14 protein-coding genes are annotated in these 19,510 nt (G+C 57.2%); 13 read left to right on the top strand and 1 reads right to left on the bottom strand.

The features are described from left to right. The first annotated feature begins 1 nt into the window (after position 1). Both FHS09_RS10450 and FHS09_RS10445 read left to right on the top strand, forming a co-directional pair. Entirely contained in the window at positions 2-301 is a 300-nt protein-coding gene (locus tag FHS09_RS10450) for a hypothetical protein (protein WP_183459574.1), read from the top strand. Then, on the top strand, positions 294-1,985 hold the full coding sequence (locus tag FHS09_RS10445; RefSeq protein WP_343057464.1) for a Na(+)/H(+) antiporter subunit D: 1,692 nt from the start codon (positions 294-296) through the stop codon (positions 1,983-1,985). The genes FHS09_RS10450 and FHS09_RS10445 overlap by 8 nt, the downstream gene beginning before the upstream one ends. A 76-nt stretch (positions 1,986-2,061) precedes the next feature. Here FHS09_RS10445 and FHS09_RS10440 read toward each other — a convergent pair whose 3' ends face one another. Then, positions 2,062-2,715, bottom strand: a complete 654-nt coding sequence (locus FHS09_RS10440; protein WP_183459570.1) for a TetR family transcriptional regulator — start codon at positions 2,713-2,715, stop codon at positions 2,062-2,064. Between the two features lie 319 nt (positions 2,716-3,034). On the opposite strand from FHS09_RS10440, the gene FHS09_RS10435 reads away from it, so the two are divergent. The 11 genes from FHS09_RS10435 to FHS09_RS22555 all read left to right on the top strand — a co-directional run bounded on the left by FHS09_RS10435 (position 3,035) and on the right by FHS09_RS22555 (position 19,423). Beyond that, positions 3,035-4,240, top strand: coding sequence for an efflux RND transporter periplasmic adaptor subunit (locus FHS09_RS10435; RefSeq protein ID WP_183459568.1), 1,206 nt, complete (start codon positions 3,035-3,037; stop codon positions 4,238-4,240). Between the two features lie 12 nt (positions 4,241-4,252). After that, positions 4,253-7,435, top strand: coding sequence for an efflux RND transporter permease subunit (locus FHS09_RS10430; RefSeq protein ID WP_183459566.1), 3,183 nt, complete (start codon positions 4,253-4,255; stop codon positions 7,433-7,435). Positions 7,436-7,889: 454 nt separating this feature from the next. Then, entirely contained in the window at positions 7,890-8,441 is a 552-nt protein-coding gene (locus FHS09_RS10425) for a hypothetical protein (protein ID WP_183459564.1), read from the top strand. A gap of 7 nt (positions 8,442-8,448) precedes the next feature. Continuing rightward, positions 8,449-8,982, top strand: a complete 534-nt coding sequence (locus tag FHS09_RS10420) for a hypothetical protein (RefSeq protein ID WP_183459562.1) — start codon at positions 8,449-8,451, stop codon at positions 8,980-8,982. Between the two features lie 42 nt (positions 8,983-9,024). Next, positions 9,025-11,097: a TonB-dependent receptor gene (locus FHS09_RS10415; protein WP_183459560.1), complete on the top strand. Its 2,073-nt coding sequence runs from the start codon at positions 9,025-9,027 to the stop codon at positions 11,095-11,097. 366 nt (positions 11,098-11,463) lie between these two features. After that, positions 11,464-13,614: a type I secretion system permease/ATPase gene (locus tag FHS09_RS10410; RefSeq protein WP_183459899.1), complete on the top strand. Its 2,151-nt coding sequence runs from the start codon at positions 11,464-11,466 to the stop codon at positions 13,612-13,614. Continuing rightward, positions 13,611-15,014 (top strand): HlyD family type I secretion periplasmic adaptor subunit, encoded by a 1,404-nt coding sequence (locus FHS09_RS10405; protein WP_183459558.1) that lies wholly within the window; start codon positions 13,611-13,613, stop codon positions 15,012-15,014. The genes FHS09_RS10410 and FHS09_RS10405 overlap by 4 nt, the downstream gene beginning before the upstream one ends. Before the next feature lie 8 nt (positions 15,015-15,022). Then, positions 15,023-16,018, top strand: a complete 996-nt coding sequence (locus tag FHS09_RS10400; protein ID WP_183459556.1) for a lysozyme inhibitor LprI family protein — start codon at positions 15,023-15,025, stop codon at positions 16,016-16,018. A 387-nt stretch (positions 16,019-16,405) separates the two neighbouring features. Beyond that, positions 16,406-17,149, top strand: coding sequence for a hypothetical protein (locus tag FHS09_RS10395; RefSeq protein WP_183459554.1), 744 nt, complete (start codon positions 16,406-16,408; stop codon positions 17,147-17,149). Positions 17,150-17,227: 78 nt separating this feature from the next. Then, positions 17,228-17,959, top strand: a complete 732-nt coding sequence (locus FHS09_RS10390; RefSeq protein WP_183459552.1) for a hypothetical protein — start codon at positions 17,228-17,230, stop codon at positions 17,957-17,959. A 51-nt stretch (positions 17,960-18,010) separates the two neighbouring features. Next, entirely contained in the window at positions 18,011-19,423 is a 1,413-nt protein-coding gene (locus tag FHS09_RS22555; RefSeq protein WP_221191938.1) for a calcium-binding protein, read from the top strand. Positions 19,424-19,510 lie beyond the last annotated feature (87 nt).

The following is a 19,510-nucleotide window of genomic DNA, read 5'->3' as shown; positions in this document are numbered from 1 at the left end:
TATGAGCCTGGAAAAGCATTATTTTTTTGACAATCCCAGGAACATCCAACGCCTGTTGAAGGTGTTCTATGTTGCTTGCGGCCTGCTGGTCGCGCTGGATTTTGTCGTGCACCGGCATACCGAGCATTACCTCGAACGGCTCTGGGGCTTTTATCCACTCTACGGTTTTGTGGGCTGTGTGGTTCTGGTGATCGTTGCCAAGTGGATGCGCGGTTTCCTGATGCGCGGAGAGGATTATTACGATCGGGTGGAACTCGCCGATCGGGATGAGGCAAGCGGGGGAGGGCAGGGCAGTGTTTGAGATTCCACCCTTTGTGCCGTTTTTCCTGGCAGCGCTGCTCGCGCTTTCCCTGCGTGGCTGGCCGCGCGCACTGGTGATGATCGCGGTGCCGCTGCTGAGCCTGGCCAATCTCTGGTTCACACCCGTGGGCAGTTACGGCCAGTTGGTGCTGATGGATTTTCAGCTGGAGTTTTTTCGCGCGGACAAGCTCAGCCTGTTGTTCGGTTACCTGTTCCATATCGCCGCGTTGATCTCGGTGATCTATTCACTGCATGTGCGTGACACGCTGCAGCAGAGCGTGAGCCTGCTCTACGCGGGCAGCGCACTGGGGGCGATATTCGCCGGTGACCTGTTGACCCTGTTTATTTTCTGGGAGCTGCTGGCGATCACCTCGGTGTTCCTGATCTGGGCGCGACGTAGCGGGCGTTCCTATGTGGCGGGGCTGCGCTACTTTACCATTCATATTTTTTCCGGCCTGCTGCTGCTGGCGGGGATTGTTTTCTACAGCCGCAGCCACGGTTCGCTGGAATTCACCTATATAGGCCTGGAGGGCGTGTACGGCTGGCTGATTTTCCTCGCTTTTGGGATCAAATGCGCCTTTCCGTTTTTTCACAACTGGCTTACCGACGCCTACCCGGAATCCACCCCCACGGGCACGGTATTTCTGAGTGCGTTTACCACCAAAGTGGCGGTCTACGCGCTGGCGCGATCCTATCCGGGGACCGAGTTGCTGGTTTATATCGGCGCAACCATGGCCTGCTTCCCGATTTTCTTCGCGGTGATCGAGAACGACCTGCGCAGGGTGTTGGCCTACAGCCTGATCAACCAGTTGGGCTTTATGGTGGTGGGTATCGGCATCGGCACTGCGCTGGCGATTAACGGCGCGGTGGCCCACGCGTTCAACGATGTGATTTTCAAGGGGCTGTTGTTTATGTCCATGGGGGCCGTGCTGCACGTCACCGGGAAAATCAACGGTTCGGAACTGGGCGGGCTGTATAAAACCATGCCCAAGACCACGGTGCTGTGCATCGTCGGTGCCGCATCGATTTCCGCCTTCCCGCTGTTCAGCGGTTTTGTCAGCAAGTCACTGGTGATGAGCGCGGCGATCGCGGAGGGCTACGATTGGGTGTGGCTCCTCCTGCTCTTCTCCGCGGCAGGGGTCTTCCACCACGCGGGGATCAAGATCCCGTACTTTGCTTTTTTCGCCCACGATTCCGGCATTCGCGCCCAGGAGCCGCCGACCAATATGCTGGTGGCCATGACTATCGCCGCGGTCCTGTGCCTGGCGGTGGGCATCTACCCGCAGGCGCTGTACCAGCTGCTGCCCCATGAAGTGTCCTACAGCCCCTACGATGTCACCCATGTGCTGACCCAGCTGCAACTGCTGTTCTTCTCGGCGCTGGCGTTCGTATGGCTGAACCTGCGCCGGTTGTATCCGCCGGAGCTGCCGTCGGTGAACCTGGATGTGGACTGGCTGTACCGGCGACTGCTGCCGGGCGCCGTCCGCCATGCGGTGGCCGGAGCTTTTCGCGTTGATGCGCGGCTGCGCGGCGGTGCGGTCAAAGCCGTCGAGCGGCTACTGGATAGCGTCAGCGCCCAGCAGAGGGCCGGTGGCATCCTGGCGCAGAACTGGCTGACCGGCAGTATGGTGGCGGGTGTGGCGCTGTTGCTGGGGGTTTTCCTGCTGTTGGGGTTAGTCGGCTGACAATTGTGGCTACAGGCTCTTACAGGGGCATTCTCTCAAGCCGGGAGTCATTTGTTCGAATTGGTTTTTGCACGGATCACTGCGCCGATAACGAATCCCGCCTGCGCAATGTGGGCGAGAGGCGCACCATATCGATCAGCGCGTCCATATAACGCTCCCCCAGCTCCGCCAGATCGCCGATCTGCGGCTGCAGCAGCCAGTCCTCCAGTACCCCAACCAGCGCGCCGTGCAGCATGGGCACAACCACTTCGATATCCAGGTCGGCGGGAAGCTGGCCCCTGGTGACCGCCGCGGTGACCAGTTCACGTACGCGTTCGACTCCCTCGGCGTGACCCTTGATCAGGCGCTGGTGGATCTCGCCACTCTCGGTCACCAGTTCGCAGCGGTGGAAGACAATTTCCAGGATCAGTTGCCACTGGCGGTTGCGGGACACTTCCTGGAAAAGCCACAGCCAGAGGCTGCGCAGCACACCCAACGGGTCGCGCTTCACGTCTTCGGCGGTACATTCACAGAGTTTCTCGCCGGGGAACTGCACCCGCTCGGTGAGCGCTGAGAAAAGGTCCGCCTTGTTGCGGAAATGGCCGTATACGGCCCCGCGGGTGACCCCCGCCAGTTCGGCGATTTCGGTGAGGGAGGGGCGGGCGACTCCGTGCTCGTGAAACACGGTGATGGCGGCATCCAGGATGCGCTCGCGGGTTTCCCTGGCTTCCTCTTTTCTGCGTCTGGCCATTGCTTGGAACTCTGTGTTCTGGGTACTTCTCGATTGCTCCGTTGGCCTCGGATACCCGGCTACTGGCCGACTTTCAATTGAAGTCGGTAGATTTGGCGCCGTTAATAGCGATTAACTACAGGATTTGGGCGGTGGGACCGTCCTCCTGCATCGGAGTAGGCGCATCCTAATCCATATTCACGGGTGAATAAATACTTGATATTCATTCATGCATGAATATAGAATCCGTCAATCTATCAGAACAGGACAGAGCTGTCTGTCCGTACAACCTTTGCTTAAGCGCGGCCCGCCCGGAAGGCGGGCCTTCACCGAGGTAGTCATGCTCAAGAAGAAAGCGTTCGTTAGTAGTGTGCTATTGGCATCTGTACTGCTCGCTGCCTGTGGAGAGGAATCCGCTGCTCCGCCACCGATGGCACCACAGGTAACTGTTGTGACCCTCAAGTCGGAGCCGGTGACCCTGACACGGGAACTGCCCGGCCGAACCAACCCCTACAAGGTGGCCGAGGTGCGTCCCCAAGTGAACGGCATCGTCGGACAGCAGTTGTTCCGCGAGGGTGGCCTGGTGGAGGCGGGACAGCCCCTTTATCAACTGGACGACGCCATCTATCGCGCCGATGTCGACAGCGCCAAAGCCAGTCTACAGAGCGCCCGCGCGACATTGAACGAGGCTCGCCTGAATGCCGAGCGCATCGCGAAACTGGTGAAGTCCGGCGCAGTGAGCAAACAGGAGAACGATAGCGCCCAGGCGACCCTGCAGAAGGCGGAAGCCGAAGTGGCCAGGGCCAAGGCGGCGGTGCAACAGGCCCGTATTCAACTGGACTACGCCCGTATCAGCGCGCCCATCGGCGGGCGCATCGGCAAGTCCGCGGTAACCCAGGGCGCCCTGGTCACCGCCAACCAGTCCGCCGCACTGGCCACGGTGCAGCAACTGGACCCCATTTATGTGGACCTGACCCAGTCCGCCAGTGAACTGCTGAGCCTGCGCAAGGCCCTGGATGCCGGCACCCTGGAAAACTCCGGCGACTTGCCGGTGAGCATCCTGCTGGAGGACGGCAGCACCTACGAACACAAGGGTAAACTGGAATTCGCCGAGGCCAGCGTGGACCCCTCCACCGGCAGCGTGCTGCTGCGGGTAGTGGTGCCCAACCCGGAGCACCTGCTGCTGCCGGGCATGTACGTGCGCGCGGTGGTGGGCCGCGGCGTGCGCGAGAACGCGATCCTGGTACCCCAGCAGGGCATCGCCCGGGATCCCAAGGGCAGCACCTCGGCCATGGTCGTGACCGGCGAGGGCACAGTGGCCCAGCGCTCGGTGCAGGTAAGCCGCACCATCGGCGACAAATGGCTGGTGGAAAGTGGCCTCGAGGCCGGTGACAGGGTCATCGTCGAGGGTCTGCAGAAGGTACGCCCGGGCGTGCCGGTACAGGCCGCCGAGGCACAGCCGGCCGCGACGCCCGCGGGTGTCGAGGCCACCGCCGGCGAGGACCAACCCGAAGAAGTCCCGGCGCCGACCGCGCAAGAGTCGTAAGGAGGTCCGGCAGTGGCAAGTTTCTTTATCAACCGCCCAATCTTTGCCTGGGTGATCGCGATCATGGTCATGGTCGGCGGCGGCTTGGCGATCACCCAGTTGGCGATCGAGCAATATCCGAATATCGCGCCGCCCGCAGTGACCGTCAACGCCCATTATCCCGGCGCCTCGGCGCAAGTGGTCGAGGGTTCGGTTACCCAGATCATCGAGGAAAACATGAAGGGGCTCGACGGCCTCCTGTACATGTCCGCGACCAGCCAGGCCAATGGCTCCGCCTCGATCACCCTCAATTTCTCCAGCGACACTGACGCGGACACCGCCCAGGTGCAAGTGCAGAACAAGCTGCAACTGGCCATGCCGCTGCTGCCGCAGGAGGTGCAGCGCCAGGGGGTCAACGTCAGCAAGTCGCGCAGCGGTTTCCTGATGGTGGCCGGCTTTGTATCCTCGGACGGCAGTATGTCCAAGACGGATATCTCCGACTATGTCACCTCCAGCCTGGTGGACCAGATCAGCCGGGTACAGGGAGTGGGTAATGTGCAGGTGTTCGGCTCCAAGTACGCCATGCGCATCTGGCTGGACCCCAACAAACTGAAGACCTACAACCTCACGCCGGCGGATATCTCCGCGGCAGTGCAGGCGCAGAATGCACAGGTGGCCGTGGGTAGCCTCGGCGGTACGCCGGCAGTGCGGGGGCAGCAGCTCAACGCGTCGGTCAATTCCCAGGGGCGGCTGCAGACGCCGGAGGAGTTCCGCAATGTAGTGGTGCGGGCCAATCCGGACGGCTCGGTGCTACGCCTGGGGGAGGTGGCCCGGGTGGAGCTGGGCGCCGAGGACTATTCGACCCTGACCCGCTTCAACCGCCAGCCCGCCACCGGTGTGGCCATTTCCCTGGCCAGCGGCGCCAACGCCCTGGAGACGGCGGAGGCGGTGAAGACGAAGTTGAACGAACTGGAGGCGAGCTTTCCCCCGGGGCTCAAATATGTGGTGCCCTTCGACACTACACCTTTCGTCAAGATCTCCATCGAGGGCGTGATTCACACCCTGATGGAGGCGGTGGTACTGGTGTTCCTGGTGATGTTCCTGTTCCTGCAGAACCTCCGTGCCACCCTGATCCCCACCATCGCCGTACCGGTGGTGCTGCTCGGCACCTTCGGCGTACTGGCGGCGCTGGGTTACTCCGTGAACATGCTGACCATGTTCGCCATGGTACTGGCCATCGGCCTGCTGGTGGACGACGCCATCGTGGTGGTGGAAAACGTCGAGCGGGTGATGGCGGAAGAGGGCTTGTCGCCGAAGGAGGCCACGAAAAAGTCGATGCAGCAGATCACCGGGGCCCTGGTGGGAATCGGCGTGGTGTTGTCGGCAGTGTTCGTGCCCATGGCGTTCATGAGCGGTTCCACCGGCGTCATCTACCGGCAGTTTTCCGTCACCATCGTATCGGCCATGGCGCTGTCGGTGCTGGCCGCCATTGTGTTGACGCCGGCACTCTGCGCGACCCTGCTCAAGCCGGTGAAAAAGGGCGGAGAGCACGGCACTTCCGGTTTCCTGGGGGGCTTTTTCGGCTGGTTCAACCGCAATTTTGAGCGGGGCAGTGAGCAATACCGGCGCGGCGTGCGCGGCATTCTGGCGCGCAGCGGCCGCTTCGTGGCCATTTATGCCGCCCTGTTCGCAGCCGTGGGCCTGCTGTTCCTGCACACCCCCAGTTCCTTCCTGCCGGAAGAGGACCAGGGCGTTCTCTTCTCCATGGTGCAGGCACCGGTGGGCGCCACCCAGGAGCGCACCATGGAGTCCATCCACAAGGTGGAGGACCACTTCCTGAACAACGAACAGGAGTCGGTGGCATCCGTTTTCTCCGTGCAGGGCTTCAGTTTCGCCGGCAGCGGCCAGAATGCCGGTATTGTCTTCGTCAAACTGAAGGACTGGAGTGAGCGCGAGGAGGAATCGCAAGGCGCCGGCGCCGTCGCCATGCGCGGCATGGGCGCGCTGATGCAGATCAAGGACGCCATTGCCTACGCCTTCGCGCCGCCGGCGGTGATGGAACTGGGCACCTCCAACGGCTTCAACTTCTACCTGAAGGACAACGGTGCCCTGGGTCACGAGGCGCTGCTGGCGGCCCGCAACCAGTTTCTCGGCGCCGCGGCACAGAGCGAGCTGCTGGTCAATGTGCGCCCCAACGGCCAGGAGGACACGCCCCAGTTCCAGGTGGATATCAACACCGCCAAGGCGGCGTCGCTGAGCGTGTCCCTGAGCGCCATTAACAATACCCTCAGCGCCGCCTGGGGCAGCCAGTATGTGGACGACTTTATCGATCGCGGCCGCGTGAAGCGCGTCTATATGCAGGCGGACGCCGAGTACCGCATGGATCCGGAGGACTTCAACCTCTGGTATGTGCGCAACGATGGGGGCGAGATGGTGCCCCTGTCCAGCTTTGCCAGCTACCGCTGGAAGTACGGCTCGCCGCGCCTGGAGCGCTACAACGGCGTGGCGGCCATGCAGATCAACGGTCAGGCCGCGCCCGGCGTCAGCTCCGGCGAGGCCATGGCAGAAGTGACGCGGCTGGTGGCTACCCTGCCGCAGGGAATCGGCATGGAGTGGACCGGTCTGTCCTACGAGGAGCGCGCCGCTGGCGCGCAGACACCGCTGCTGTATGCACTGTCGCTGCTGGTCGTCTTCCTGTGCCTGGCGGCGCTGTACGAGAGCTGGACGGTGCCCACCTCGGTACTGCTGATGGCCCCGCTGGGGATTCTCGGCGCGGTGCTGGCGAGCAACCTGCGCGGCATGGAACGGGATATCTATTTCCAGGTGGCCATGCTCACTACCGTGGGCCTGACCAGCAAGAACGCCATCCTGATCGTGGAGTTCGCCAAGCAGAACCTGGAGAGCGGCATGGAGCTGGTGCAGGCCACCATGCAGGCGGTGCGCGACCGCTTGCGGCCGATTATCATGACGTCGCTGGCGTTTGGCCTCGGCGTACTGCCCCTGGCCATCGCCTCCGGCGCCGGCTCCGGCGCCCAGCGCGCCATCGGCACCGGGGTGTTGGGCGGAATGATCGTGGGCACATCGCTGGGGATTTTCTTTATCCCGCTGTTTTTTGTGGTGGTGCAGAAACTGTTTGGCCGCAGACGGTCCCAGGAAGTTGTACAGGACTCCGACAGCGCGGCACAGCTTCGCGAAGAAACCGCCGAAGCCCTGTAGGAGCGGTCCGGCCGGGAGCGGCGGCTCCCGGCCGGACCGCTCCTACAGTTTTGCCGCAACAAAGCCACAACATATGCCCCGCAGTCTCAGTAGAGCACATCCCTCCAAAAAAACCGCTTTTTGTGCCAATCATAAAATCGCACAACAGGCTTATATGATTTATCTCTATATATCACGAATCCCGCGCCAACCGTCTGGTATTGGCCTGGCCACCTCTGTATAGTCCGCCGCGCAATTTTGGCATCGATGTCGCCCGTGCGACGTACCCCGCCCCCGCAGCTGATGGATGCTGGACGGCTGCGCCCGGAACAAAACGCTCCCAAGAAGAACAACTAATTAGAAGAACGGCAGTTCGCGCTTTTCCCGGTGGAAAAGCCGCGGGACCTGTTTTGCTGTTTGTGGCCGGAATCCGCCGGGTTGTCAGATGACCCCATATCTATTCAAGGATCGTGAAATGTTCGAGATAGTTCTGCTTTTCCTATTGGCCGCGGCCCTGGTGCCGCCGCTCTGCCTGTTGGGCCAGGTATCGGTACTGAAAAAACGTGTGGAGCGGGTGCTGTCAACCTCGGCTGGCCCAGAGGAGTACAGCTATGCCCTGGCGGCGGCCCAGCGCGATCTGGTGCAGTCCTTCGATGTTTTCGACAGCCTGCTCGCCTCCCTGCAATATTCACACGGAGCCCTGAGCCCTACCGCCCGTCTTTTTGTTTCCACCTTCCGCGAGCGGGCTGCCGCCTACGTGGAGCGGGGTTGTGAAGGCAGCCTCCTGAGTACGCAACTGCGCGAGGACCGCTTGAAACAGCTGGCAGTGATACTGGCGCAGAAGCACCAGGCGGATCTGGTGCGACGGGGCTACCCGCCAGTGAATCCGGATGCGCTGGATAACGGGGATTTCAGTGAATATCTCAAGCTGCTTAAATATCTTGTGCAGCGCTACCTGGCGCATATCGAAGTTGCGGAAAGCGGGCGGGCCGTCGGGGCCAGGCTCTTCCCTGCGGAGGCTCTTTGAGGCGGTGATGGAAAAGACATCGACAACTGTGCCCGCGATTATCGGTCTGTGCCGGGAATGGTGCCGGGAAACGGAAGCTATCTGGCCCCGCCTGCAGAGGTTTGTGGAGCAGATGTCCGACAGGATACGAATTCGCGAAGCGGGAGTTCAGGTTCAACGGGAGCTGCCGGAGGGTTCCCACACCGTTGCGGAGCTGGCCTATTGGCAGGTGCAGTGGGTACTGGGCATGGAGCCGGCGCAGCTTTGTGACAATACGGTTGCCATTGCGCGCTTCTGCCGGGTATTTCTCTTCGCCGGCGAACTGGACCGGAGCGCTCTCCCGCCGGGTTCGGAACAGCTTTTCGAAGAACTGCTGGAATATACCCAGTGGATGGAAACCACTCTGCTGATGGAAATACAGGGCAGCGTCAAATCTCACCGGCTGGAGCAACTGGCGGATGCGATCCACCGCAGTTGCCGGCGGCTGCCGGAACCGGCGCGGCTTTCGCGGATTTCACAGCTTTGCGGGCCACTTACAACGCTTTCAGGGAGCGGCCAGTAGTTTTAGAATCCCGGCAGGTCCAATAACACAAAAGGCACGGGAATGAGAAAAGGCACACTGGCGGCGGGATTGGTTTCACTTTTTGCCGGCAATCCGGTTACAGCCGAAGAAAACCGGCTGGAAACCATCGCGGTTACCGGCACCCGCTACGAGCAGCCGCTGCGGAATCACGCCGGCAGCCTTTCCCTGTTGAGCCGTTCCTCCCTCGAACTGATCTCCCATACTCATATCCAGCAGAGCCTGGCCCGCGTGCCCGGAGCGAATTTTGCCCGCGGCAATGGCCAGGAATATCTGCCTTCCCTGCGTTCGCCGGTGTTGAGCGGTGCCGGCGCCTGCGGCGGGCTGCTGGCCGCGGAGGACGGCATCCCGCTGCGCGCCGCCGGTTTCTGCAATATCAATGAACTCTTCGAATCCGGCAGCGAAATGGCGCGGCGCATTGAAGTGGTCCGCGGACCCGCCGGAACGCTATACGGCTCCAACGCCATGCACGGTGTAATCAATGTGATCGGCCCGGTGGTAGAAGAGGAAGCGGGAGTGACCACGGGCCTGGAGGGTGGACCCCACGATTACGCGCGTACAGGTATTTCCGGCAACAGCGGATTGTCCGGCGCTCACGGGTTGCGCGCGGATCTTTCGCTGACCCACGACGGCGGTTACCGCGATCACTCCGGTTTCGATCAGCAGAAATTCCGCCTGGCGCACCGTTACGACGGCGTTGAACTATCCGTGACCACGCGCCTGGCCGTTGCCAATCTCAATCAGGAAACCGCCGGCTATATCGAGGGGGAGGGCGCCTACCGCAGCCGGCGCCTGAGCCGCACCAATCCCAATCCGGAGGCGTTTCGCGATGCCCGGGCCCTGCGATTGTCGTCGCAGGTGGAAATGGATCTGGAGGAGGGCGCGCGACTCAGCCTGACACCCTATCTTCGCAAGACGGAAATGGAATTCCTGCAACACTATCTGCCCGGCAAGCCGCTGGAGGAAAACGGCCAGCGCAGCGCAGGTATTCGCAGCAGCTACCGGACCGATCCCAATGCACCCTGGCAGCTGATCGCGGGACTGGATGCGGAGTACACTCATGCCTTTTTGCTCGAACGCCAGGACACACCCACCGAAGGTTCGGAATTTCTGCGGGAGACGATTCCGCTGGGCCGGCACTATGATTACCAGGTGGACGCGCTGATGGCCGCGCCCTTTGCGCTGGCGAACTGGCAGGCAAGCGAGTCGCTGGCGCTAAACGCCGGCCTGCGTTACGAGACGATGGTTTACGACTATGACAACCGCATGCTCGCCGGGCGCACCGCGGAGGACGGAACGCCCTGCGGTTTCGGCGGCTGCCGTTTCAGCCGGCCGGAAAATCGCGAGGACCGCTTTGAAAACTGGTCGCCGAAAATCGGCGGTATCTATCAAATGGCTGAAAACCAGCAGCTCTTTTTCAACCTGGCCCACGGTTTCCGCGCACCACAGGCCACCGAGCTCTACCGCCTGCAACGGCAGCAGACAGTGGCGGAACTGGACCCGGAAGAAATCGCCAGTGTGGAAATCGGTTTGCGCAGCCAGTGGGAGCGGCTTGGCTATGAACTGGTGGCCTACGCTATGCACAAGGACAATGTGATTTTTCGCGATGCGGATTTTCTCAACCAGTCCAATGGCAAAACAAAGCACCGGGGAGTGGAGCTGGCCCTGGACTATGCACTGGCGGAAGACTGGCAACTGGAGATGTCCGCCAGTTACGCCGAACACCGCTACCGGGACGACCGCCTGCTGGACGGTATGTCGATAGAAAATAATTTAATGGACTCGGCCCCGCGGCATTTCGGCAGTAGCCGCCTGCTCTGGCAGCCCTCGGCGCAAGTACATGCTGAACTGGAGTGGCTGCACCGGGGGGGCTATTACACCGATCCGCAGAATCTGCACAGCTACCCGGGACACGACCTGCTCAATCTGCGCACCCGGTTTCAATTGGACGAGCGCTGGGCGCTGTCCGCGCGGCTGATCAATCTCACCGACGAAGCCTACGCGGAGCGGGCGGACTACAGCAGTTTTTCCGGCAACCGCTATTTTCCCGGCGAGCCGCGTTCCCTCTACCTGGAACTCCACGCGACTCTTTTGTAGGAGCGGCCCATGGCCGCGATCGGCCTTGCTTCGTAGTCATAAGCACTAAGATAATCAGCTTCTCTTTGTAGGATGGGCAAAGCGTAGCGTGCCCGTCTTCCGGGGCCTCAATGGGCACGCTACGCTTTGCCCATCCTACAAAAATTGCCCTGGCCCCGGCAGCTCTGCTACCGGGGCGGACACTCCATAAACATTCCCCTATATTTTTCTTTTCGATTGATCGACTTACACAGTCGTGCAATGGATTTTCCATTGATTTTACAAGAGTGCTCGTGTTAGAAGAGACGCCTCTGCTGTATAAGATCCCAATTTGAGGCCATTTCCTGATTGGCCTGGAAAAGTAAGCGCAAGCGCATTATTGCGGACATGGAGTGTGATGTGGGGGTACCAATAGCAAAAGGGAGCTACTTTTCCTGTTTGTCTGTCATTGCCAGATTTCACCAATTGGCAACTAATCCGACACAGCTGAATCGCGAATTCCCTGAATCCGAACACTTGGCGGCACACGAGGCGATAGCGGCGGCCAATTTTCTCGGCCTTAAAGCCAGGCTTGTCCAGAGAAAGGCTGAAGAGCTGAGCGAGCTGCCCTTGCCGGCAGTGGTCATTTCCGCGGAAGGTGAATGCACCATACTGGGCCGCATTCACGATGGCAAGGCGCTGCTACAGAAGGCCTGCGAGCCCAAACCCTATACAGTTCCGATTGAGGAGTTACTCGACTCCGATTCGGGTGCGATCTCCCTGCTGGTTTTTCGCAGGAAGGGTGTACTGTCCTCTATCCAGCAGAAATTCGATATCTCCTGGTTTATTCCCGCCATTCTCAAATACAAGAAGCTGCTGGGCCAGGTAATGCTGGCATCCTTCTTTATCCAGCTGTTTGCCCTGGTTACACCATTGTTCTTCCAGGTAGTCGTGGACAAAGTACTGGTGCACCAGGGGTTGACCACCCTGGATGTGCTGGCGCTGGGCTTTCTGGTGGTCTGTGTGTTCGATGTGCTGCTCAACGGCCTGCGGACCTATCTGTTCAGCCATACCTCCAATCGCATCGACGTGGTGCTCGGTGCCCGGCTGTTCCACCATCTGCTGCGTCTGCCGATCGCCTATTTCCAGAGCCGCCGAGTTGGAGACACCGTGGCGCGGGTGCGGGAGCTGGACTCCATCCGCCAGTTCATCACCGGTTCGGCGCTGACACTGTGTATCGATCTGTTCTTCACCCTGGTGTTCTTCGCGGTGATGTTTCTCTACAGCCCGACACTGACCTGGATAGTGCTGGGCTCGCTGCCGCTCTACGTAATCCTCTCCATTGCGATCACACCTGTGTTGCGCAACCGGCTCAATGAAAAGTTCAAGCTCGGCGCGGAGAACCAGGCATTCCTGGTGGAAGCCTGCAACGGTGTGGAGACGCTGAAGAGCCCGGCGGTGGAGCCGCAGATGCAGCGTCGCTGGGAGGAGCAGATGGCGGGCTACGTCAACGCCTCCTTCCGGGCCCTCAACCTGGGCAATATCGCCAACCAAGCCGCCAGCCTGATCAACAAGCTGGTGACCATCGGCATCCTGTGGGTGGGGGCGCACCTGGTGATCGCGGGCGAACTCAGTGTGGGGATGTTGATCGCCTTCAATATGATTGCCGGCCGGGTCAGCCAGCCGATTCTCAAGCTGGTGCAGCTGTGGCAGGACTTTCAGCAGGCGGGCATTTCCGTCAAACGCCTGGGCGATATCCTCAATACACCCAGGGAGGCGGGGCATGATCCCAACCGCACCACACTGCCGGACATTCGCGGCGAGATCCGCTTCGAGCATGTGAAATTCCGCTACGGGCCGGACAGGCCCCTGGTCATCGACGATATCCAGCTCGCCATCAGGCCCGGAGAAATCGTCGGCATAGTGGGCAGATCCGGCTCCGGGAAGAGCACCCTCACAAAGCTGGTGCAGCGGCTACATGTGCCAGAGGCAGGGCGCGTGCTGATCGACGGCGTCGACCTGGCACTGGTGGACCCGGCCTGGCTGCGCCAGCGGGTCGGGGTAGTGCTCCAGGAGAGTTTCCTGCTCAACCGCACCGTGCGGGAGAACATCGCCCTGGCGGACCCCGGTGCGCCCATGGAGAAAGTGATTGCCGCGGCCAAACAGTCAGGAGCCTACGACTTTATCCTGGAGCTGCCGGAGGGCTTCGATACCGTGGTCGGTGAGCAGGGCAGCTCCCTCTCCGGCGGGCAGAAGCAGCGCATTGCCATAGCCCGCGCGCTGATGGCAGACCCGAGGATACTGATCTTCGACGAAGCCACCAGCGCTCTGGACTACGAATCGGAAGCGGTGGTCCAGGCCAATATGCGTCAGATCTGTCAGGGCCGAACGGTGTTGATTATCGCCCACCGCCTCTCCGCCGTGCGCGACGCCAATCGCATCGTGGTGATGGACAAGGGGCGCATCGTGGAGCAGGGCGGGCCCAAGCAGCTGCTGCAGAAGAACGGCCACTTCGCCAAGCTGAACGCCATGCAGTCCAACCTGCGGGAGGTGGTGTGAGCAAGCTGCCTTCACTATTTTCGGCCCGCTCCGGGCGGCGCAAACGCGATTCACTATTGGACTTCGTGCCCGCGGCGCTGGAGATAGAGCAGTCACCGCCCAACCCGCTGGGCCTGTGGCTGATCAACAGCATCTGCCTGTTCTTTGTCATTGCCATCCTCTGGGCCATCTTCGGCAAGATAGACATAGTCGCCGTGGCCGAGGGCACCGTCGTTCCCGACGGCAAGGTAAAAACCATCCAGGCCAACGAACTGTCGGTAGTACGGGAAATCCATGTGCTGGAGGGTAGTCGGGTGGAAGAGGGAGATCCACTGATCACCCTGGATGCCACCAATGCCGCCGCCGACCTGGAGCGCCTGGATGGCGAACTCAAGACATCCCGCGCCCGCCTGGCGCGGGAGCGGGTGTATTCCGCCTACCTGCCGCGGCTGGGAGAGGGGAAGGTCGCGATGATGCAGGAGGCACAAGCCGGCCTGCGGGACAAGCTCGTCGGTGTGGATGCCCGGGAACAGCATCCCTTCCAGCAGAGCCTGCTGCGTGGCTACTTTACCGACTACCTGGCCGAAAGCGACCTGATCGACCAGCAGATCGACTCCAAACAGCAGGAACTCGATATGTCCCGCGCCCTGGTGCGCAAGGCGGAAAAGATCCTGCCCATACTCACCGAGCGCACCGCCTCCCTGGAAAAGCTCCTCAGCCGCGATTTGGTAGCCCGGGACAAATACCTGGAACTGGAACAACAGCGCATAGACGCGGAGGAAGGGCTGGCACTGGAACAGGAGAGGATAGAGCAGCTTCAGTCGCAGCTTCGCGAACTGGACCTGCAGCGGTCCGCACTGTTGAGCAAATCGCTGTATAACAGCCTCTCCCAGCAGGAAGAACTGGAGCGGAATATTACCTCCCTGGAAAAGGAGTACGCCAAGGCCCGGCTCAGAAACCTCCAGCAGGTGATTCGCGCCCCCATCGCCGGCACCGTCCAGGAACTGGCAATCCATACCCGCGGCGCGGTGCTCGAGCCCGCCCAGCCACTGATGCAGATAGTGCCCGCCGGCAGCACGCTGGAAGTCCAGGCCTGGGTACTGAATCAGGATATCGGCTTTGTCGAGGAAGGGCAGCCGGTCACCGTCAAGGTATCCACCTTCAACTTTACCAAGTACGGATTCATCGAAGGCACGGTCGCCAACCTGTCCGAGGATGCAGTAATGGACGAGGACAAGGGCTACCGCTACCTGTCCAGTGTCCGCCTGAACACCCAGAGCCTGCAACTGCCGGATCGGGAACTGCCGCTACGTGCCGGTATGCACGTGGTGGCGGAGGTAAAAACCGGTAAGAGAAATATCTACGAGTACTTTACCAAGCCGATTCGGGAATCGCTCGGCAACAGTTTTGGAGAGAGGTAGGTATAAATATGGATGATATCTGCATTTGGCGCAGCCTTTTGTCCAGGCAATCCAACTTGCTTTGGGCACTTATTGCTCCCATGTTGGTCGTAGCTGCCTGCACCACATCTCATGAGGATAAATCAACAGGGAGGATACAAGGAGGCTCAGGCCCGGCTAGCTGCGCAGCAGAAACAAGACCAGTTGAAGAAATGATCTGCGAAGATAGAAAACTACAAAAGCTCCACGAGGAGCTTGAAGACGTATATGTGCGCTTGAAGGCGGTACCGCAAGCCCGAGCTCCGGTTAGGGAATCTCAGCAATCCTGGCTAAGGGTCAGAAATGACTGCCTGCGCGAGCACTGTTTGGAGATGGTTTATCGCATGCGTATTGACCGTATGCAAAGAGCCCTGGAGATGTGCGAGGTGGACAGCAGGTTGACGTATTCTTCTATGGCAGCTCCTACTGAAAGATGCCAAAGATCCTTGCTGAGCCTGAAAGTATCGAAAGCCGGTGAAATAATGCCCATGCAGACCATGGAACCACAGGTGCGGAAAGTCCATGCAAACCTCCGCCCGGTGCGAGAGGTGACTGGCAATACTCTAACTCCCCGTACTCTTCACCACACTCCCGTTAGAATGGAGACTGCACGCTACGCGAAGGAGAATGATAACAGGGAGCGAATTCCTGCCCAAAACAATCGGAAAATCAGAAAAGCGATAAAGCCGGGGTTTGACTGCAGCCAAAAGCTGAACTACAGCGAAATGTCCATATGTTCGGATTCCTATTTGTCGGGCCTTGATAATCATCTAAATACCTTGTACAGAGAATATCAGAAGATAACTCCTTCTCCAGAATCCTTGAAACAAATCCAGTTGAAGTGGCTGAAAAAACGCAACTCCTGCAAGGAATATAGCTGTATAGCGGAAAGCTATAACCTGAGGATTTCCGAAATCATTCTGGGGATAGAGAATATTCATGCTCAGTTTTCTGAGCCTGCGAAAAGTGGCAATGATTATGATTAGTGAAAAAACGGAAGTAGGGTTCTGTATGTCGTGATGTTCGTTGCTAGCTAATTAAGCAGCTGAACGATCTGGGGATATAAATGATCGAGCAGAATAAGGTGGCTGTTATGAGTAAAGAGAAAAGAAAGTATGGCGTTGTCTATCTGATGAGAAAGATAGATTTACTTATAGGGTAGATCTTTACATGTATAAAAAAGTGATTGATGTTGAGAAATTGAAGAAACTTCTAAATTGTTATGACTAAAGAAGATTAGTAATGAATAGCTCAACTGCAGAAGAAGCTCTCAATCTATATCTTTATAGCACTAAAAATTGAGCTGATTCAAATAAGATATGAACAATAAACGGTAATGAATTGCTTCGCAGCAACTTTGGAGAGAGGTAGGAATGCGTATGAACAGTCCTAGGGTTGACATTCAACCGCTTTATCGAGCGGGAAGATTGGAGTTGAATATTAAACAACGATTCAGTCCTTTGATACTCCTATCTATCTTGCTTTGTGCGCTTATCGTGGCGGGATGTGGAGACAGTGTTGAAAGAACAGACAATACTGCGAAAAATAATGATCGCTGGGAATTCGAGATAAACAATACGAGCTTCAGTATCCCCCATAAATATTCGAAAGGAGGGGGTAGAACAGGAGATGGAATCCTGGAAACAGCCAACCTCTGGGCTTTGTTACCTGACTTTGAGGGTTATGACAAAGAGGTGAATCATCACGATTTTTACGGGGTTTATCACAAGGGAAGGCGTATACAGATAATGCTGATTACTCGGTATCGGAGAATGACGGTGCCACAGATTGTTGCTAAAAAAGATGCCTGGAAGGAGTATTCGGTGTTGGGTGGGCGCCATCAGGGTGGAAAGTATGATGAGATGCACTATGGGCTGGAATATTATCATTCAGATTTCAATGTTATTCGGTCAGCATATTTACATCGTAAAAATGGAATACCAATAGTGCTTTTTAGGTGTGACAAACCTTCTCAAGCACCATACCCAGGATGTCAAGGGGTGTGGGACTACAATGAAGAAATAGCTGTAAATTTTGATTTTAGTGTCGAATACCTTCCGCAATGGCGAGATATTATGGTCAATATTAAGAAGCTTTTGGATGGCGACCTGAACTGATTCGCTCAAAAATTATATCTGAGCAATAAACGACAATGAATCGCTTAGCAACAACATTTGGAAGAGGCAGGAGTGTGTATGAACAATCCTTGGGTTGACTTTCAATCGCTTTATCGAGTGGGCAGGTTTGGTTTAAATATTAAACAACAATTCAGTCCTTTGATAGCCCTATCTACCTTGCTTTGTGTGTTTATCGTGGCGGGGTGTGGAGACAGTGCTGAAAGAGCAGGCAATACTGCTAATGACCGGTGGGAGTTCGAGATAAACAATACGAATTTCAGCATCCCCAATAAATATTCGAAAGGGGGGGGGAGAACAGGAGATGGAATCTTGGAAACAGCCAACCTCTGGGCTTTGTTACCTGACTTCGAGGGTTATGACAAAGGTATGAATCATCACGATTTTTACGAGGTTTACCACAGGGGAAAGCGTATTCAGATAATGCTGATTACCCGGTATCGGCGAATGACGGTGCCGCAGTATGTTGCTAAAAAGGATGCATGGGAGGAGAATTCGGTACTGGGTGGGCGTCATCAGGGCGGAAAATATGATGAGATGCGCTATGGACTGGAATATTATCATTCAGATTTCAATGTCATTCCGTCAGTATACTTATATCGTGAAGATGGAATTCCAAAAATATTTTTTGGATGTAATAAGACCTCTCAGGTTCCATATCCGGGATGCCAAGGGCTGTGGGATTACAATGAAGAAGTAGCTGTAGAGTTCGATTTTAGTGTCGAATATCTCCCGCAATGGCGAGAGATTGTGGCCAATATTAAAAAGCTTTTGGATGGTGATCTGGAATAATGTGTTTGATATAAAACTTTGCATTAAAATGGAAAGACAAGGAGAGTGGTAATGGCTTTGGTAATTGAAGAATCTGTACTGCAGCAAGCGCAAACATTAGTAGATCAGGGTGATGTGGTTGGTGCCTGGGGAATTCTTGCCAAGGCTGGCGACAGCTACGCAGCCAAGGCGGAGTTCATTGTCGGCGAATGGCAGGATCCTCAATCTATATTCGCGATGATGGTAGATGTCCAATGGGAGAGAGCGGGAGTTAGTGAAGCGGATAAGCAGACCAACTTTATGCTGGTTGCGCAGCAGCATCTTCAAAACTACCTCAATTATATTGATCGAGATGTCAGCAACCGTCTGCCGAAAACCGATTTTATAGAGGCTAGTTATCGCCAGGCCCTTAATGATTTTGGTCTTCCTGCAGCTGCAGCCATTGACTCAATATTCAGTGCCGCGGACCTACAATTGGAGAACGAGGTTTCCTTAGGCGTGGAGGACCTGAGTTGGGGCACTATGTTAGGCATGGAGCCGGAGCGTATTGTGTATGATTCCAGGGTGTTCGAGGATCAACCTGGAGACCTTGCATGGGAAACAATACAGATTCTGAATGGCGTGGCATTGAAATTTGGATATCGATATACGCTTGCGGCTAAAGAATCTTTTGACTCGATGCTAGCAGCAGGCGGAGAAGCTCTATCGAATATTAAGGGTATAGATATAGAGGCTTTGGGGCGCGCTTATCAATTGATTTCCGCCATAGATCCAAGTATCAGCCATATCAGTTCTGTCAATATTGTTTCGGCACTGTCTAGTATTGATGATGCCAACAGCCTCGCCAAGCTGATCAATGAACTCAAATCCCTTATCTATACCTCTGAAGAGGAGTTGTTTGTTGACCGGGACCAGACTGTAGTAGCTGCAGCCGAATTGATCGGTCAGCTGGAAGGTGATGCCGGTCAGCGGTATGAAGTTATTGATTTGACGAAAAGCGTAGCACCTGATCTCGCAGAGAAAGCGCAGAGTAATATCGCCTATCGCTACGCCTTAATCAAGCTGAATCCATTTGTGGTCGATGGGAATAGCGGTATTTATGTGAATCATAACCTGAACGGTGAATTGGATTTGTATGATCCGGAGACAGGGCAGGGGACATTGACTGCTGGCTATCTTAATGACCGTGCAAATATGCTCTCCTATATGATCGAGAGAACGGTAACTGGTTCCACTCCTACTTCAAGCGAGTTGGCTGAGTATCGTGACTTATCTACTGGTGACTTGGTGTTTGTCGATGTTCCGTCCCATGTTGATGCTGCTAAGCAATTTGTATTTGGTAGTGATAATGGCGAATTATTGAGTGGGTTGGGAAATGATGATCGCCTTTATGGTATGGGAGGAAATGATACTCTTATTGGAGGTGAAGGTAGCGATTATCTAGAGGGCGGTGCCGGAAATGACAGGTATGAGTTTTCCCTGTAGTTGCATAAAAAAAGCACGTTATCCTGCAAAAATACCGAGATTTGCAGTCTCAAACGTGTCTTTCAGATAAGGTCCTGGATCTCACTA

The sequence above is a fragment of the Microbulbifer rhizosphaerae genome (genome assembly GCF_014191725.1).
Taxonomy (GTDB): domain Bacteria; phylum Pseudomonadota; class Gammaproteobacteria; order Pseudomonadales; family Cellvibrionaceae; genus Microbulbifer; species Microbulbifer rhizosphaerae.
This window is presented reverse-complemented; position numbering and strand designations above follow the sequence as displayed.

What these genes read in the sequence shown, in the direction of transcription:
- FHS09_RS10410 (WP_183459899.1), top strand. Translation starts at nt 11,464, where the DNA reads ATGGAGTGTGATGTGGGGGTACCAATAGCAAAAGGGAGCTACTTTTCC.
- FHS09_RS10395 (WP_183459554.1), top strand. Translation starts at nt 16,406, where the DNA reads ATGCGTATGAACAGTCCTAGGGTTGACATTCAACCGCTTTATCGAGCG.
- FHS09_RS10415 (WP_183459560.1), top strand. Translation starts at nt 9,025, where the DNA reads ATGAGAAAAGGCACACTGGCGGCGGGATTGGTTTCACTTTTTGCCGGC.
- FHS09_RS22555 (WP_221191938.1), top strand. Translation starts at nt 18,011, where the DNA reads ATGGCTTTGGTAATTGAAGAATCTGTACTGCAGCAAGCGCAAACATTA.
- FHS09_RS10440 (WP_183459570.1), bottom strand. Translation starts at nt 2,715, where the DNA reads ATGGCCAGACGCAGAAAAGAGGAAGCCAGGGAAACCCGCGAGCGCATC.
- FHS09_RS10420 (WP_183459562.1), top strand. Translation starts at nt 8,449, where the DNA reads ATGGAAAAGACATCGACAACTGTGCCCGCGATTATCGGTCTGTGCCGG.
- FHS09_RS10435 (WP_183459568.1), top strand. Translation starts at nt 3,035, where the DNA reads ATGCTCAAGAAGAAAGCGTTCGTTAGTAGTGTGCTATTGGCATCTGTA.
- FHS09_RS10390 (WP_183459552.1), top strand. Translation starts at nt 17,228, where the DNA reads ATGAACAATCCTTGGGTTGACTTTCAATCGCTTTATCGAGTGGGCAGG.
- FHS09_RS10425 (WP_183459564.1), top strand. Translation starts at nt 7,890, where the DNA reads ATGTTCGAGATAGTTCTGCTTTTCCTATTGGCCGCGGCCCTGGTGCCG.
- FHS09_RS10450 (WP_183459574.1), top strand. Translation starts at nt 2, where the DNA reads ATGAGCCTGGAAAAGCATTATTTTTTTGACAATCCCAGGAACATCCAA.
- FHS09_RS10400 (WP_183459556.1), top strand. Translation starts at nt 15,023, where the DNA reads ATGGATGATATCTGCATTTGGCGCAGCCTTTTGTCCAGGCAATCCAAC.